Source organism: Sphingomonas yunnanensis, assembly GCF_019898765.1.
Lineage (GTDB): Bacteria > Pseudomonadota > Alphaproteobacteria > Sphingomonadales > Sphingomonadaceae > Sphingomonas > Sphingomonas yunnanensis.
Window position 1 is genome coordinate 54,699 of the sequence record NZ_JAIOKB010000005.1, and the last position, 14,509, is coordinate 69,207.

Sequence of the window (14,509 nt, forward strand, 5' to 3'; positions counted from 1 at the left end):
GCGCCGATACCCACAAGCCGGGGGCGGACGCGCGCGCGACGATCGGGCAAGGATCGCGGCGGATCGGCTCAGCCGAGCGCGCGGACATGGTCGACGAAGGCGCGCAGCGGCGGCGGAACGAGGCGGCGGCTGGAGTAATAAAGGAAGGGGCCGGGGAAGTTCGGCCACCAGTCGGCCAGCACCGGCTCGAGCGTGCCGGCGGCGAGCGCGGGGGCGAGCCACTCCTCGAACAGGTAGACGATGCCACCCCCGCCGGTCGCGGCGTCGACCAGCAGGTCGGCGGCGCCCGCGACGCGCGCGATCAGCCGCACGCGCGGTTCGATCCGCACCGCCTCCCCGTCGCGCTCGAACTCCCACGGGCTCGCCAGCGCGCCGCTGGAGAAACGGCCGACCAGGCCATCATGGTCGAGCAGCGCGCGCGGGTGTGCGGGCCGGCCGCGGCGGTCGAGATAGGCGGGCGCGGCGGCGGCCGCGAAGCGCTGCACGCGCGGCCCGATCGGCACCGCGATCATGTCCTGCTCCAGCCGTTCGTCGTAGCGGATGCCGGCGTCGGCGCCGGAGGCGAGGATGTCGACGAACGAATCCTCGGCGTCGATCTCGACGCGGATGTCGGGATAGGCGGCGAGGAAGCCGGGCAGGATCGCGGGCAGCACGAGCTTGGCCGCGCTCACCGGCACGTTGAGCCGCAATAGGCCGGTGGGCCGCTCGCGCAGCTCGTCGACCGAGCCGAGCGCCGCGGCGACCGAGTCGAGCGCGGGCGCGAGCCGCTCCAGCAGCCGCGCCCCCGCCTCGGTCGGCGCGACGCTGCGGGTGGTGCGGTGGAGCAGCCGCAGGCCGACGCGCGCCTCGAGCCGGCGCAGCGCCTCGCTCAGCGTCGAGGCGCTTCGCCCTGTCACACGGGCGGCGTCGCGAAAGCCGCGTGCGCGCGCCACCGCGACGAAGGCCTCGAGGTCGGAGAGATCGGCGTCCATCGTTCGGGTTCCCGCACGGGTCGTCCCGATTCTTCCGGCTAATCGGCACAATCGCAAGCGCCTATCTGCACTCGCACGAACAAGGAGACGCAGCATGGACGTGAAGATGACCTACCGGCTCGGCGACCGCGACGTGCGCCGGCTCGGCTATGGCGCGATGCAGCTCGCCGGCCCGGGCGTGTTCGGCCCGCCGCGCGACCGTGACGCCGCGCTGGCGGTGCTGCGCGCCGCGGTCGCGGCCGGGGTCGACCATATCGACACCAGCGACTTCTATGGGCCGCACGTCACCAACCAGCTGATCCGCGAGGCGCTGGCGCCGTATCCCGAGTCGCTCACGATCGTCACCAAGGTGGGCGCGGTGCGCGGGCCGGAGGGATCGTGGGACCCGGCGCCGTCGCCCGCCGCGCTGCGCAACGCGGTCCACGACAATTTGCGCAACCTCGGGCTGGAGCAGCTCGCGGTCGTCAACTTCCGCGTCCACGACGGCAGTCACGGCCGCAGCGAGGGCTCGATCGCCGAGGGCTATGGCGCGCTCGCGGCGATGCGCGAGGAAGGGTTGATCCGCCACCTCGGGATCAGCAACGCCACCGCCGCGCAGGTGGAGGAGGCGCGCGCGATCGCGCCGCCGGTGTGCGTGCAGAACATGTACAATCTCGCGCACCGCGAGGACGACGCGCTGATCGACCGGCTCGCGGCCGACGGCATCGCCTATGTCCCTTTCTTCCCGCTCGGCGGCTTCAGCCCGCTCCAGTCGGGCGCGCTCGACGCGGTCGCGGCGCGGCTCCGCGCGACGCCGATGCAGGTCGCGCTGGCGTGGCTGCTCCGCCGCTCGCCCAACATCCTGCTGATCCCGGGCACGTCCTCGGTCGCGCACCTGCGCGAGAACCTCGCGGCGGCGGACGTCGTGCTCGACGCGGCGGCGCTGGACGCGCTCGACACGATCGGCGCGACGCGGTGAGCGCCGGCCGCGCCGCGCCATGGTCAAGCGCGGCGCGGCAGGGCATAGCGCCGGCGCCATGACCGATTCCGCGCTGGCGCTCTACGTCCACTGGCCGTTCTGCGTCTCGAAATGCCCTTACTGCGACTTCAACAGCCACGTCCGCGCCGCGGTGGACCAAGAGGCGTGGCGCGACGCGCTGCTCGCCGACCTCGCGCATGAGGCGGCGGCGCTGCCGGGGCGGCGGCTCGGCTCGATCTTCTTCGGCGGCGGCACGCCCTCGCTGATGCCGCCCGCCACGGTGGCGGCGGTGATCGACGCCGCCACCGCCGCCTGGGCACCGCTGCCCGAGCTCGAGGTGACGCTGGAGGCCAATCCCTCCTCGGTCGAGGCGGCGCGCTTCGCCGATCTCGCCGTCGCGGGAGTGAACCGCGTGTCGCTCGGGCTGCAGGCGCTCGACGACGCCGCGCTGCAGTTCCTCGGCCGCGCGCACGACGTCGCCGAGGCGCTCGGCGCGCTCGACGTCGCGCAGCGCCATTTCGCGCGGGTGAGCACCGACCTGATCTACGCGCGCCCCGACCAATCGCTCGCCGCCTGGGAGCGCGAGCTGGCACAGGCGCTGGGCTTCGGCACCGAGCATCTGTCGCTCTACCAGCTCACGATCGAGCCCGGCACGCGCTTTCACACCGAGGCGGCGGCGGGGTGGCTGACCATCCCCGACGGCGACGCCGCCGCCGACCTGTTCGAGGCGACGCGCGCGATCACCGCCGCCGCCGGGCTGCCCGCCTATGAGGTGTCGAACCACGCGCGGCCGGGCGCGGAGAGCCGCCACAATCTCGCTTACTGGCGCTACCGCGACTATGCCGGGGTCGGCCCCGGCGCGCACGGGCGCCGCCAGGCGAGCGCGACGCAGCGCCACCGCAAGCCCGAGAACTGGCTCGGCGCGGTCGCGCGCAACGGCCACGGCCTCGTCACCGAGGAGCCGCTCGCGCCCGAGGCGCGCGCGCGCGAGGCGCTGCTGATGGGGCTGCGGCTCGCCGAGGGCGTCGACCTCGCGCGGGTGGCGCGGGTGACGGGGCTGGCGGTGGAGGCGATCGTGGACGACGACGCGATCGCCGCTTTGCCGGGGCTGATCGCGCGCGACGGCGAGCGGCTGCGCGTGACCGAGGCGGGGATCCTGCTGCTCGACTCGATCCTGCCGCGCGTGGTGCGCTGAGGCAGGGCGCAGCGCTCCCTCCCCTTCAGGGGAGGGCTGGGGTGGGACGGTTCCGCTGGGCGTTCGCTCTCGAAAACAGATGCGGCGCTCGCGCTAAGCCCCCACCCCCGACCTCTCGCCTGAAGGGGAGGGGAGTCACTCGCCCAGTCCGACCTTCGACGCCAGCCACGCCGCCGCCGCTTCCGGCGACTTCTTGTCGGTGTCGCGGTCGACCAGATAATTCGCCGAGCGCATCGCCGCGACCGGGATGCGCCCGACCAGCGGCGCCAGCGCGGCGCGGAAACGCGCGTCCTCGCGTCGCGCCGGCGCCAGCAGCAGCAACGCGTCATAGGAGGGGATCGCGCCGCGCGGGTCGCTCAGCACAATCAGATGCTCCGCCGCGATCCGTCCGTCCGACGAGAAGGCGCTGATCACGTCGGCGCGTCCGCTCGCCAGCGCGCGGTACATGAAGGTCGGGCTGTACGGCGTCGTCGCGGCGAAGCGCAAAGGATAAGCGGCCCGGATCGCGGCCCATTCCGGCCGGTCGAGGAATTCGAGGTCGGCGCCGAGCCGCAGCCTCGGCGCCGCCGCGACCAGATCGTCGAGCGAGGCGATGCCGCGCCCGCGCGCATCGGCGCCGCGCATCGCGAAGGCGTAGGCGTTCTCGAAGCCGAGCGTCCCCAACAAGGTGACGCCGCGCGACCGCTCGGTCCAGCGCGCCAGCTCGGCCACCAGCCGGGCGCGCGGCGGGGTGTCGCGCCGCGCCATCGCGCCGGTCCATAACGTGCCGGCATAGTCGACGTAGACGTCGACCGCGCCGCTCGCCACCGCGCCGAACGCCACCGCCGAGCCGAGCCCGTCGCGGTAGGTCACGCTATACCCTGCCCGCTCCAGCCGCGCGCCGATCAGCCGCGCCAGGATATATTGCTCGGAAAAGTTCTTGGCGCCGACCACCACCGTTCGCCCGCCGTCGCCACCGCCGCGCCACAGCGGCGTGCTTGCGGCCGCGCCGGCGGCGACCAGCAGCGCCAGTGCCGCCGCCATGCGCCGCCACTGCCGCCGCCCCGCCGCCCGCTCGGCAAAGCCCAGCAGCGCGTCCACCGCCAGCGCCAGCGCCGCCGCGCCGACACAGCCCGCCATCACCAACGTCCAGGCCTGAGTCTGCAATCCCGCGAAGATGAGATCGCCCAGGCTCGGCTGGCCCACGGTGGTCGACAGCGTCGCCGCGCCGATCGTCCATACCGCGGCGGTACGCACCCCCGCCATCGCCACGGGCAGCACCAGTGGCGCCTCGACCCAGCGCAGCTTCTGCGCCGCGGTCATGCCGATCCCGTCCGCGGCGGTCAGCAGCGCGCGGTCGATCCCGGCGAGCCCGGTGACGAGGTTTCGCACGATCGGCAGCAGCGCATAGAGCGTCAGCGCGAGCAGTGCCGGCAGGAAGCCGAGCGCGGGGATGCCGCCGCCGACCGAAGCCGAGAGCCACAGCAAGGCGGGGTAGAAGAGCGCGAGCAGCGCGAGGCTGGGGACGGTCTGCACCAGGCTGGCGAAGCCCAGCACCGCCGCGCCGAGGTGGCGCCGCCGCGCCGCGAGCAGCCCGAGCGGCAGTCCCAGCGCCAGCGCGAGCAGCAGCGCCGCGAGCGCGAGCAGCAGGTGCTGCGCCGCCAGCGCGGGGACTCGCGCGAGCGCCTCGCTCATGCGCCGCCCCTCCGCGCGAGGGCCGCGAGTCGCTCGGCCTGCGCGCGCGGTACCGCGACCAGCGCCGCGGCGCGCTCGCCACCCGCGCCGGTGAGCAGCGCCGCTGGCGTCTCGTCGGCGACGACGCGGCCGTGCTCCATCACCAGCACGCGGTCGGCGGCGAGCAGCGCCTCGGCCATGTCGTGGGTGACCATCACCGTGGTCAGCGCGAGTTCGCGGTGGAGCCGCGCGACCGATTCCATCAGCGCCTCGCGCGTGACCGGGTCGAGCGCGCCGAACGGCTCGTCCATCAGCAACAGCCGCGGGCCGGTGACGAGCGCGCGCGCGACCCCGACGCGCTGGCGCTGCCCGCCCGAGAGCTCGGCGGGCAGCCGCGTCGAGAGGGCGGCGGGCAGGTCGACGAGGTCGAGCATCGCCGCGACGCGATCGTCGTCGCGCCTCCCGGCGACGCGCAGCGGCAGCGCGACATTCTCCGCGACGGTGAGGTGGGGGAAGAGACCGACTTCCTGGAAGACATAGCCGATCCGCCGCCGCAGCGCGTGCGGCGGCCCGTCCGCCACGTCGCTTCCGTCGAGCATGACCCGGCCTGCGCTCGGCACCACCAGCCGGTTGATCGTCTTGAGCAGCGTCGACTTGCCCGAGCCCGACGCGCCGACCAGCGCCACCAGGCTGCCCGGCGCGAGCGTCAGCGAGACGTCGTCCACCGCGGCGGTGCCGTCGGCATAGACTTTGGCGACGCGCTCGAACGCGATCGCCGGGCCGCTCGCCGGCGTGGGCAGCGATTGTGCTGGCATCGTGCGCGACGATGCGGGAAGCCTGCGCCACTAACAAGCGTCAAGAAGCAGGAGAGGGTGAGAATGAGGGCGATACTCGTCACCGGCGGCGGCTCGGGCATCGGTCGCGCGGTGGCGCAGCGCTTCGCCGCGGAGGGCTGGCGCGTCGGGCTCGCCGACATCGACCAGCGCGGGCTCGCCGCGACCGCCGCGCTGCTGCCGCGCGATCGCACCAGCACGCACCAGATGGACGTGCGCGACCCGGCCGAGTGGGAGCATGTGCTCGCCGAGTTCGCGGCGATCAGTGACGGGCGGCTCGACGTGCTGTTCAACAACGCCGGCGTGGCGGTGGGCGGCGCCTTCGGCGAGATCGCGATCGAGGCGCTCGATCGCGTCATCGACGTGAACTTCCGCGGCGTCGCCTATGGCGCGCGGCTGGCCTATCCGTATTTGCGCGCGACGCCGGGATCGTGCCTGCTCAACACCGCCTCGGCCTCCGCGATCTACGGCTCGTCCGGGCTCGCCGCTTACTCCGCGACCAAGTTCGCGGTGCGCGGGCTGACCGAGGCGCTCGACGGCGAGTGGGCGCGCGAGGGCATCCGCGTGCGGTCGCTGATGCCGGGCTTCATCGACACCGCGCTGCTCACCGCGCCGGTCGCGGGCTCGAACCGCACCGCGCGCGAGGCGGTGGTGGCGGCGGGGCTGGAGTTCACCCCGGTCGAGGTGGCGGCGGAGCAGGCCTGGGCGGCGGTGCAGGGCGATCGGCTCCACACGTTGGTGGGCCCGACCGCGAAGCGGCTCGCCTTCGCGGCACGCTGGCTGCCGGGGCGGTTGCGCACGTCGATGCGGCGGCGGGTGATGCGGTAGATCCTCCCCGCTCGCGGGGAGGGGGACCGCGCGCGAGGCGCGTGGTGGAGGGGGGGCGTCCGCATACGAGCCGGTGCGGCGTGCGGAGAGCCCCCTCCGTCAGCGCTGGCGCGCTGCCACCTCCCCGCCAGCGGGGAGGATCTTGGCCTACCCCCCCAAGATCGCGTCGATCGCGGTCGCCAGCTCGATGTCGCGCTCGGACAGGCCGCCCGCATCATGCGTCGTCAGCAGTATCTCCACGCGGTTCCACACGTTGCTCCACTCGGGGTGGTGGTCGGCGCGCTCCGCCAGCAGCGCCACCTGGGTCATGAAACCGAACGCCTCGGCGAAATCGGTGAAGACGATCGTACGCGTGATCGCGTCGCGCGCGTCGTCATAATCCCACTCGGGCAGGCCATCGAGCGCGTCGGCGCGCTCGGCCTCGCTGAGTTGTTCGATCGCCGCCATCACGCACTCCCTCTGACCGCCCCGCCGCTTGCCGCGGCCCGCGCGCGAGCGGTATGGCGCGGGGAATGAACGAGCAAGAGCCGATGGGGGAGGCGCCCTCCGCCGACGCGATCGAGGCGCACGCGCGCTCGGTAATCGCGCGCCTGCCCGACGCCTTCCGCCGCCATCTCGGTGACGTGGTGCTGCTGGTCGAGGAGGAGGCCGACGCCGAGACGCTCGCGGCGCTGGAGATCGACCACCCGCTCGACCTCACCGGCGTCTATCACGGCCGCCCGATCGGCGAGAAGAGCGCCTTCGACAGCGCCGCGCTGCCCGACCGCATCCACCTCTACCGCCAAGCGATCCTGGCCGAATGGTGCGAGACCGGGGTGCGGCTCGACGAGCTCGTCGCGCACGTGACCATCCACGAGATTGGCCATCATTTCGGCCTCAGCGACGACGACATGCACGCGCTGGAAGCGGCGGTGGCGGATTGACGCTGCTGGCGGCGCGCGGGCTGGCGGTGGCGCGCGGCGGCCGGCTGCTCGCCGAGGATCTCGAGCTGACGCTCGAGCGCGGCGAGGCGGCGCTGGTCACCGGCCCGAACGGCGCGGGCAAGTCGTCGCTGCTGCGCGTGTTCGCGGGGCTACTCGCGCCCGCGGCGGGGACGGTGGCGCGCGGCGGGCGCGTGGCGTGGATGGGCGAGGCCGCCGCGCTCGACCCGGAGCGCGCGCTCGTCGAGGCGCTGCGCTTCTGGGCGGCGCAGGACGACGTGCCCGCGGCGGAGACGCGGGTCGCCGCCGCGCTGTCGGCGGTGGCGCTCGACAAGCTCGCCGACGTGCCGGTGCGGCTGCTCTCCACCGGCCAGCGCCGCCGCGCCGCGCTGGCGCGCGTGGTCGCCTCGGGTGCCGAGCTGTGGCTGCTCGACGAGCCGGCGAGCGGGCTCGACGCCGCCGCGGTCGCGCGGCTCGCGCTGCTGCTGGAGGGGCATCGCGGCGCGGGGGGGGCGGCGGTGGTGACGACGCACCAGCCGCTCGCGCTGCCCGGCGCGACCGAGGTGGCGCTGTGACCGCGCTGATCTGGCGCGACGTGCGCCGCGCTTACGCGAGCGGCGGCGCGACGTTGCTGGTGAGCTTCTTCCTGCTGGTCGCGACCTTGTTTCCTTTCGCGATCGGCCCCGACGCGACGCTGCTGGCCCGCGTCGGCGGCGGAGTGATCTGGGCGGCGGCGCTGCTCGCCGCGCTGCTGCCGGTCGAGCGGCTGGTCGCGCCCGACCTCGACTCGGGCGTGATCGATCAGCTGGTGGTGCGCGGGCGGACGCCGGTGACGATCGCCTTGGCCAAGGTAGCGGCGCACTGGCTGGCGTTCGCGCCGCCGCTGCTCCTCGCCACGCTGGGAGCGGCGGCGCTGCTCGATCTATCGGCGGCGCAGCTGCTGCCGGTGCTCGCCGGGCTGGCGCTCGGGACACCGGGGCTCGCCGCGCTGGCGGTCGCGACCGCGGCGCTCACCGCGGGCGTGCGCGGCGCCGGGGCGGTCGCGGGGCTGGTGATGCTGCCGCTCGCGGTGCCGCTGCTGATCTTCGGGGCGGGCGCGCTGACGGGCGGGAGCGGCGGGCTCCAGCTTCTCGCGGCGACCAGCCTGGTGCTGTTGGTCGGCGCGCCGCTCGCCGCGGGAGCGGCGATCAGGGCGGCGCTGGAGTGATACTCGTCCTGGCGTAGCCAGCCCGTCGTGGACCGCTGTTTTTCTTGGCCCTGGGTACCCGCGTTCGCCGGACAACAGCCGGGTTGCAACGTGGATCAATGGAGCGCCGCCGGGCCCGACCGAGCGCGCGCCGCGGCTCCCGGTAGTACACCCGATGCGCTTGCCGCGCGGTGCCGCCGCGCCGCTACACTCGCCGCGGGGACATGGCACGACTCAGGGGGCAATCACGGTGCGTACACTCGCGATATCCTTTCTTCTCGGCATCGCCGCGCTCGCGGGCACGCCCGCGGTGGCGGCGACGCTCGTCGGCAGCGCGCCCGGCGCATCGGACCCGGGCGCCAGCGGCGTGCTGACGCTCGACTTCGAGGGCGCGCTGCCCGCCGGGATCGTCTTCGCCGCGGGCAGCACCTATCAGATCCTCCAGGGCTTCCAGCCCAAGCAGGGCTATGCCCCCGCGGGCGACCTGACGCGCTACCTCTCGGTGCCGGGCGGCGGCGCGGCGGGGTCGGCGACGCTCGACTTCAGCGATGATGTCGCCGCCGCGCTCGGCGATTTCAGCCTCTACTGGGGCTCGATCGACCGCGCCAACGAACTGATCGTCGAGACCAGCGCGGGCGTGCTCAGCGTGCTCGGCAGTGACCTGATCACGCGCGGCTATGGCAGCGAGACCTCGGCGACGGGCAACCGCCGCGTCGCGATCGCGCTGGCCGCGGGCGAGACGCTGCGCCGGCTGACCTTCAGCTCGCCGACCTCGTTCGAGCTCGACGACATCGTCTTCCAGCAGGCCGCCGGCGGCGCGGTGCCCGAGCCGGGGACGTGGATGACGATGATCGCGGGGCTGGGCCTCGTCGGCGCGATGCTGCGGCGGCGCGCGCGCCGCGGCGCGGCGGCCTGAGCCGCGCGCGATGGGCGCGCTGCCGCTCGTCGCGATCGATCCCGCGCCGGCGCGGCGCCTCGCCGCCGCGCGCGGTGGCGCCGCGCTCGCACGGCGCGCCGCGGTGGCGCTGGGCGCGGGGACGCTGCTGCTCGGGCTGTTCGGGCGGATCATGGCCTTCCCGCTCGGCCACGACGAGCAGGGCCATGTCGCCGCCGCGCGGCTGGTGTTCCGCGAGCCGCTCTACCAGACGCTCGGCTACAACCACTTCCCCGGCCTGCCGCTGCTGCTCGGCGGCGTCTACGCGCTGACCGGCGCTGACCATCTGCTGCTGGTCGGGCGGCTGCTGGTGTCGGCCTGCTGGCTCGCCACCGCCGTGCTGCTGTGGATTTTGGCGCGCACGCACGTCGCCGCGCCGCGCGAGCGCCTCCCCGCCGCGCTGTTCGCCGGGCTGGCGCTGGCGAGCGGCGGGATGCTCGACCCGGCGGGCATGCTCGTCACCAACAACTTCCTGCCGGTGCCGTTCGCGCTGCTCGGGTTGCACCTGCTGATCCTCGGACAGCGAGGCGCGCGCCCGGCGCCGGCGACGTTCGCAGCGGCGGGGGGCAGTCTCGCGCTGGCGGTGACGATGAAGGTGGCGTTCGTCTTCGTCCTCCCCTGCGTCGGACTCGCCGCGCTGCTGGTCGGGCGCGAGTCGCTGTCGCTCGCCGAGCGGTTCCGCACCGTGCTGATCCCGCTGGTGCTCGGCGGACTGGTCGGCGGCACGCCGCTGCTCGTGTATCTCGCGCGCGAGCCCGAGGGGCTGCTGGCGCACACGATCCGCTATTTCACCGGGCCGCACCGCGCTTATTGGCAGCAGGCGACCGAGCCCAAGGTGATGACGCTCGCGGGCAAGATCATGGTCGCCGACCAGGTGTGGCTCGGCGCCGGCGGGGGGCTGGCCCTGCTGCTGATCGTGCTGTTCGTCGCGGCGGCGTGGCGCGGGCGGCGCGGGCGTGACATCTCCGTCTGGCCGCTTCTGCTGTGCGGCGCGCTGGCGCTGTCGGGCGCGGCGCTGTCGTTCCTGCCGACCCCGGCCTTCCCGCAATATTACTTGCCGCCGCTGCCGTTCGTGGCCGCGGCGGTGATCCTCTCCTACGCCGCCGTGCCCGCCGACACGCGCCCCGCCGCGACCGCGGCGCTGTGGGCCGGGGCGGGTATCTGCCTCCTCCTGCTCGCGCCGCGGCTGCTCGCGGGTGTGCCCGACGCGCTGCGTCCGGCGCGCTGGACCGGGGTGCAGGTCCACGCCGACGGCGAGCGGTTGCGCGCGCTGGTCGGCGACGGCACCGCGCCGGTCGCGACGCTGGCGCCGATCCTGCCGCTCGAGGGCGGGCTGGCGATCTACCCCGAGTTCGCCAACGGCCCCTTCGTCTATCGGCTCGCGCCCTATCTCGCGCCCGCGGACCGTCGCTGGTTCACCACTGCCGCGCCCGCGACGCTCGACGCCTTCCTCGCCGCGCGACCGCCGAGCGCGATCGTGACCGGCTGGGAGCCGCCGTTCGACCCAGCGTTCGAGCGCTACGCGCTGGCGCATGGCTACCGCGCCGCGGCGTTGGCGACCGCCCGCGCCCACGCCTTCGTCGCACTGGAAGAGGAGAAGTGACGATGCGCGCCTACCTCACGACGCTCGCAGGCAGCGGCGCGCGCTTCGCCAGCGTCGGCGCGATTGCCACTCTGCTCGACGCCTGTCTGTTCCTGCTGCTCGCCGAGCTCGGCACCGACCCGGGGCTGAGTAACGTCGTGTCCTACGCGGTCGCGTCGGTGGCGAACTTCTGGCTCAACCGCGAGTGGACCTTCGCCGCGCGCGAGGGCGCGGTGCTGGCGCAGGCGCTGCGCTTCGCGATCATGGTGCTGATCGGGCTGACGCTGAGCACCGCGATCGTCGCCGAGGCGTCGCTGCTGATCGCGCCCGCCTTCGCCAAATTGCTCGCGATCGCGGCGGTGCTGCCGGTCAACTACACCGTGGCGCGACTGCTCGTGTTCCACCGCCCCGCGCGCGCGGCGCTGGCCGAGGCGCGCGCGACCCGGCGGCGGTGAGGCCGTCCCCGTCTCACGCCGCGCTGTCGATGCCGAGCTCGCCGAGCTTGCGGTAGAGCGTCGAGCGGCCGATCCCGAGCCGCCGCGCGACCTCGGTCATGCGGCCGCGATAGTGCGTGATCGCGAGCCGGATGAGATCGGCCTCGATCTCCTCGATCGTGCGCAGGTGTCCGTCGGAGCGGAACAAGGGCACGCCCGCGGCCTCGCCGGCGCGGTTCGCCGCGCGCGGGCCGCGCTGGCCCAGCGCCGCGATCTGCGGGAAGTCGGCGCGAGTCAGCGTGTCGCCGTCGCACTGCACCGCGGCGCGGAACAAGGCGTCCTGCAGCTGGCGCACGTTGTGCGGCCAGTCGTAGGTCATCAGCAGCATCACCGCGTCATCGCTGATCGCGAGCTCGCGCAGCCCCGGCTGAGTCGCGATGCGCTCGAGCAGGTGGCGGGTCAGCGCGGGGATGTCGCCGGCGCGCTCGCGCAGCGGCGGGATCACCACCGAGACCGCGTTGAGACGATAGTAGAGATCCTCGCGGAAACGTCCGGCGGCGACCTCGTCGAGCAGGCGCTTGTTGGTGGCGGCGATCACGCGCGCGTCGACCGCCCGCGCGTGGCGCCCGCCGAGCGGCAGCACCTCGCCCGACTGGAGCGCGGCGAGCAGGCGGCGCTGCGCGTCGAGCGGCAGGTGATCGACCTCGTCGAGGAAGAGCGTCCCGCCGTCGGCCTCGACCATGCGGCCGGTCTTGCGCTGGAACGCGCCGGGGAAGGCGCCCTCCTCATGGCCGAACAGCGCGCTCTCGATCTGGTTGGCGGGGATGGCGCCGCAGTTGAGCGTGATCCGCGGCGCCGCGGCGCGCGGGCTGGCGGCGTGGATCGCCTCGGCGACCACTTCCTTGCCGACGCCGCTCTCGCCCTCGATCAGCACGGGCACGCGCGCGCGCGCCGCCTTGGCGGCGATGGCGAGCGCGGCGCGGAACTCGGGCGCGGTGCCGATGATCTCGTCGAAGCCCAGCATCGCCGGGATCTTCTCGGTCAGCGGGCGCAGCTCGCCCGCGGCGGTCGCGGCGACCGCGCGGTCGAGCGCCTGGAGCAGCCGCTCGGGCGCGAGCGGCTTGGCGAGATAGTCGGTGGCGCCGGCGCGCATCGCGTCGACCGCCTGCGCCACCGAGGCCTGGGCGGTCAGCATCAGGATCGGCAGCTGCGCGCGATAGCCGCGCAGCTCGCCGATCAGCTCGGCCGGGTCCCAGCCCGCGCTGCCCGGATCGAGCAGGATCGCGTCGAGCTGCATGCCGTCGGGCGTGGCGAGCGTCGCCACCGCCGCGGCGGGATCGTCCGCGAACACGATTCGCCACCCGCCCCGCGCGGCGAGCGTCGCGATGACGCGACGCTGTGCCGCGTCCTCGTCGATCAGCATCAGCAGACGTTGTCCGTTACGCGTCATGTCTGGCCTATCGTCCCGTGGCTCCCTGCCTATCGACTAACCGTTCTGAGTAAAGGCGGGCTTAAGCCGCAACGGTGATATTGCCTCCACCCGACCGCGCCTCTACGCTGCCGACGACGATAGTGAGAAATATGAGGAAAAGATGGCGGAGAGTGGCGCGGGGCGCGGCGACATCAAGGCGCACGAGGCGACCTATTCCGGCATGATCGGCTGGCTGAAATATGGCGCGGTGATCTGTTTCCTCCTCGCCTTCTTCGTCATCTGGCTGATCGCGTAGCCACGGCGTGAAGATCGCGGTCGTCAGCGAGCAGGCATCCGGCGAGCGCCGCGTCGCCGCCACGCCCGAGACCGCGCGCAAGTTCATCGCGCTGGGTGCCGAGGTCGCGGTCGAGGCCGGGGCGGGCACCGGCGCGTCGATCGCCGATTCGGACTATGCCGCCGCCGGCGCATCGCTGGGCGACCGCGCCGCCACGCTCGCGGGCGCCGCGATCGTGCTGGCGGTGCAGCCGCCCGCGCCCGATTCGCTCGCCGGGATCGCGCCGGGCGCCTGGGTGGTGGCGATCATGGCGCCGTTCGGCGACGGTCGCGCGCGAATCGATGCCTATGCCGCGGCGGGCTATGAGGCGCTGGCGATGGACCTGATGCCGCGGATCACGCGCGCGCAGTCGATGGACGTGCTGTCGTCGCAGTCGAATCTCGCCGGCTACAAGGCGGTGATCGACGCCGCCGCGGAATATGGCCGCGCCTTCCCGATGATGATGACCGCGGCGGGGACGGTCTCCGCGGCGCGCGTCTTCGTGATGGGCGTCGGCGTGGCCGGGTTGCAGGCGATCGCCACCGCGCGGCGGCTCGGCGCGCAGGTCTCCGCCACCGACGTGCGCTCGGCGACCAAGGAGCAGATCCTGTCGCTCGGCGCCAAGCCGGTGTTCGTCGAGGCGGTGGCGGGGATCGAGGGCGAGGGCAGCGGCGGCTATGCCGGCGAGATGTCGCCCGAGTATCAGAAGGCGCAGGCCGAGCTGGTGTCGGCGCATATCGCCAAGCAGGACATCGTCATCACCACCGCGCTGATCCCGGGGCGCGCGGCCCCGCGGCTGGTCAGCGACGCGCAGCTCGCGACGATGCGCCCGGGTAGCGTGCTGGTCGATCTGGCGGTGGAACAGGGCGGCAACGTCGAGGGCGCGGTGGCGGGGGAGATCGTGGAGCGCCACGGCGTACGCATCATCGGCCATCGCAACACGGCGGCGCGGCTGGCGGCCGATGCGGCGGCGCTCTACGCGCGCAACCTGTACAATTTCCTCTCGACCTTCTGGGACAAGGAGCAGGGCCGCCCGGTGCTCGACGCCGAGATCGGCGACGCGGTGCGGCTGACCCGCGGCGGCGCGGTGGTGAACGCGAGGCTGGTGTCGTGAGGGAGTGCAAGGGTGCGGCGGGGCGGATCATCGCGGTTGGAGGCAGTGCTCGGGTAGGTCCGCAACGACCGCATCAACTTCGTGATGGCAATAAAGTGGCGAGCGACCTTTTTCATCCTCCCCTGAAAGGGGAGGTGGCGCGCGTAGCGCGACGGA

The 14,509-nt window shown here is 73.8% G+C and carries 16 protein-coding genes; 11 read left to right on the plus strand and 5 right to left on the minus strand.

The window, feature by feature from the left end:
* Positions 1-68: 68 nt before the first annotated feature.
* Positions 69-971 (minus strand): LysR family transcriptional regulator, encoded by a 903-nt coding sequence (locus tag K7957_RS14220; protein ID WP_223012660.1) that lies wholly within the window; start codon positions 969-971, stop codon positions 69-71.
* A 94-nt stretch (positions 972-1,065) separates the two neighbouring features.
* Here K7957_RS14220 and K7957_RS14225 point away from each other — a divergent pair, with 94 nt between their 5' ends.
* Both K7957_RS14225 and hemW read left to right on the plus strand, forming a co-directional pair.
* Positions 1,066-1,929: an oxidoreductase gene (locus K7957_RS14225; protein WP_246617113.1), complete on the plus strand. Its 864-nt coding sequence runs from the start codon at positions 1,066-1,068 to the stop codon at positions 1,927-1,929.
* Positions 1,930-1,987: 58 nt separating this feature from the next.
* Positions 1,988-3,124, plus strand: a complete 1,137-nt coding sequence (gene hemW / locus K7957_RS14230; protein WP_223012661.1) for a radical SAM family heme chaperone HemW — start codon at positions 1,988-1,990, stop codon at positions 3,122-3,124.
* A 135-nt stretch (positions 3,125-3,259) separates the two neighbouring features.
* Here hemW and K7957_RS14235 read toward each other — a convergent pair whose 3' ends face one another.
* Together K7957_RS14235 and K7957_RS14240 are read right to left on the minus strand one after the other, a co-directional pair.
* Positions 3,260-4,798, minus strand: coding sequence for an ABC transporter permease/substrate-binding protein (locus K7957_RS14235; protein ID WP_223012662.1), 1,539 nt, complete (start codon positions 4,796-4,798; stop codon positions 3,260-3,262).
* Entirely contained in the window at positions 4,795-5,592 is a 798-nt protein-coding gene (locus K7957_RS14240) for an ATP-binding cassette domain-containing protein (RefSeq protein WP_223012663.1), read from the minus strand. The genes K7957_RS14235 and K7957_RS14240 overlap by 4 nt, the downstream gene beginning before the upstream one ends.
* A 63-nt stretch (positions 5,593-5,655) precedes the next feature.
* Between K7957_RS14240 and K7957_RS14245 the strand changes: the two genes are divergently transcribed.
* Entirely contained in the window at positions 5,656-6,438 is a 783-nt protein-coding gene (locus K7957_RS14245) for an SDR family oxidoreductase (RefSeq protein ID WP_223012664.1), read from the plus strand.
* A 147-nt stretch (positions 6,439-6,585) separates the two neighbouring features.
* Here the strand turns inward: K7957_RS14245 and K7957_RS14250 are convergent, their stop codons facing one another.
* Positions 6,586-6,885, minus strand: coding sequence for a 4a-hydroxytetrahydrobiopterin dehydratase (locus K7957_RS14250; protein WP_183924206.1), 300 nt, complete (start codon positions 6,883-6,885; stop codon positions 6,586-6,588).
* Positions 6,886-6,950: 65 nt separating this feature from the next.
* Here K7957_RS14250 and K7957_RS14255 point away from each other — a divergent pair, with 65 nt between their 5' ends.
* The 6 genes from K7957_RS14255 (at position 6,951) to K7957_RS14280 (ending at position 11,515) form a co-directional block, all read left to right on the plus strand.
* Positions 6,951-7,361 carry a metallopeptidase family protein gene (locus K7957_RS14255; protein WP_246617114.1) on the plus strand — a complete coding sequence of 137 codons (411 nt, stop codon included), beginning with the start codon at positions 6,951-6,953 and terminating at the stop codon, positions 7,359-7,361.
* Positions 7,358-7,933: a heme ABC exporter ATP-binding protein CcmA gene (gene ccmA, locus K7957_RS14260; protein WP_246617115.1), complete on the plus strand. Its 576-nt coding sequence runs from the start codon at positions 7,358-7,360 to the stop codon at positions 7,931-7,933. The genes K7957_RS14255 and ccmA overlap by 4 nt, the downstream gene beginning before the upstream one ends.
* Entirely contained in the window at positions 7,930-8,565 is a 636-nt protein-coding gene (locus K7957_RS14265) for a heme exporter protein CcmB (protein WP_223012666.1), read from the plus strand. Before ccmA ends, K7957_RS14265 begins: the two co-directional genes overlap by 4 nt.
* Positions 8,566-8,794: 229 nt before the next feature.
* Complete coding sequence (locus K7957_RS14270; RefSeq protein ID WP_343228421.1) at positions 8,795-9,460, plus strand: PEPxxWA-CTERM sorting domain-containing protein; 666 nt, start codon at positions 8,795-8,797, stop codon at positions 9,458-9,460.
* Between the two features lie 10 nt (positions 9,461-9,470).
* A complete protein-coding gene (locus K7957_RS14275; protein WP_223012668.1) occupies positions 9,471-11,081 on the plus strand; it encodes a hypothetical protein in 1,611 nt (536 codons plus the stop codon).
* Positions 11,082-11,083: 2 nt separating this feature from the next.
* On the plus strand, positions 11,084-11,515 hold the full coding sequence (locus tag K7957_RS14280; protein WP_223012669.1) for a GtrA family protein: 432 nt from the start codon (positions 11,084-11,086) through the stop codon (positions 11,513-11,515).
* A gap of 13 nt (positions 11,516-11,528) precedes the next feature.
* Here K7957_RS14280 and K7957_RS14285 read toward each other — a convergent pair whose 3' ends face one another.
* Positions 11,529-12,944 (minus strand): sigma-54-dependent transcriptional regulator, encoded by a 1,416-nt coding sequence (locus K7957_RS14285; RefSeq protein WP_223012670.1) that lies wholly within the window; start codon positions 12,942-12,944, stop codon positions 11,529-11,531.
* Between the two features lie 142 nt (positions 12,945-13,086).
* On the opposite strand from K7957_RS14285, the gene K7957_RS14290 reads away from it, so the two are divergent.
* Both K7957_RS14290 and K7957_RS14295 read left to right on the plus strand, forming a co-directional pair.
* A complete protein-coding gene (locus K7957_RS14290; protein ID WP_183924194.1) occupies positions 13,087-13,221 on the plus strand; it encodes an aa3-type cytochrome c oxidase subunit IV in 135 nt (44 codons plus the stop codon).
* Positions 13,222-13,228: 7 nt separating this feature from the next.
* Positions 13,229-14,353: an NAD(P) transhydrogenase subunit alpha gene (locus K7957_RS14295; protein ID WP_223012671.1), complete on the plus strand. Its 1,125-nt coding sequence runs from the start codon at positions 13,229-13,231 to the stop codon at positions 14,351-14,353.
* The last annotated feature ends 156 nt before the right edge of the window (positions 14,354-14,509 follow it).

Excerpts from the sequence above, each read along its gene's own strand:
- K7957_RS14290 (WP_183924194.1), top strand. The coding sequence starts at position 13,087 with ATGGCGGAGAGTGGCGCGGGGCGCGGCGACATCAAGGCGCACGAGGCG.
- K7957_RS14255 (WP_246617114.1), top strand. The coding sequence starts at position 6,951 with ATGAACGAGCAAGAGCCGATGGGGGAGGCGCCCTCCGCCGACGCGATC.
- K7957_RS14280 (WP_223012669.1), top strand. The coding sequence starts at position 11,084 with ATGCGCGCCTACCTCACGACGCTCGCAGGCAGCGGCGCGCGCTTCGCC.
- K7957_RS14240 (WP_223012663.1), bottom strand. The coding sequence starts at position 5,592 with ATGCCAGCACAATCGCTGCCCACGCCGGCGAGCGGCCCGGCGATCGCG.
- K7957_RS14275 (WP_223012668.1), top strand. The coding sequence starts at position 9,471 with ATGGGCGCGCTGCCGCTCGTCGCGATCGATCCCGCGCCGGCGCGGCGC.
- K7957_RS14235 (WP_223012662.1), bottom strand. The coding sequence starts at position 4,798 with ATGAGCGAGGCGCTCGCGCGAGTCCCCGCGCTGGCGGCGCAGCACCTG.
- K7957_RS14220 (WP_223012660.1), bottom strand. The coding sequence starts at position 971 with ATGGACGCCGATCTCTCCGACCTCGAGGCCTTCGTCGCGGTGGCGCGC.
- K7957_RS14245 (WP_223012664.1), top strand. The coding sequence starts at position 5,656 with ATGAGGGCGATACTCGTCACCGGCGGCGGCTCGGGCATCGGTCGCGCG.
- K7957_RS14285 (WP_223012670.1), bottom strand. The coding sequence starts at position 12,944 with ATGACGCGTAACGGACAACGTCTGCTGATGCTGATCGACGAGGACGCG.
- hemW (WP_223012661.1), top strand. The coding sequence starts at position 1,988 with ATGACCGATTCCGCGCTGGCGCTCTACGTCCACTGGCCGTTCTGCGTC.
- K7957_RS14225 (WP_246617113.1), top strand. The coding sequence starts at position 1,066 with ATGGACGTGAAGATGACCTACCGGCTCGGCGACCGCGACGTGCGCCGG.
- K7957_RS14250 (WP_183924206.1), bottom strand. The coding sequence starts at position 6,885 with ATGGCGGCGATCGAACAACTCAGCGAGGCCGAGCGCGCCGACGCGCTC.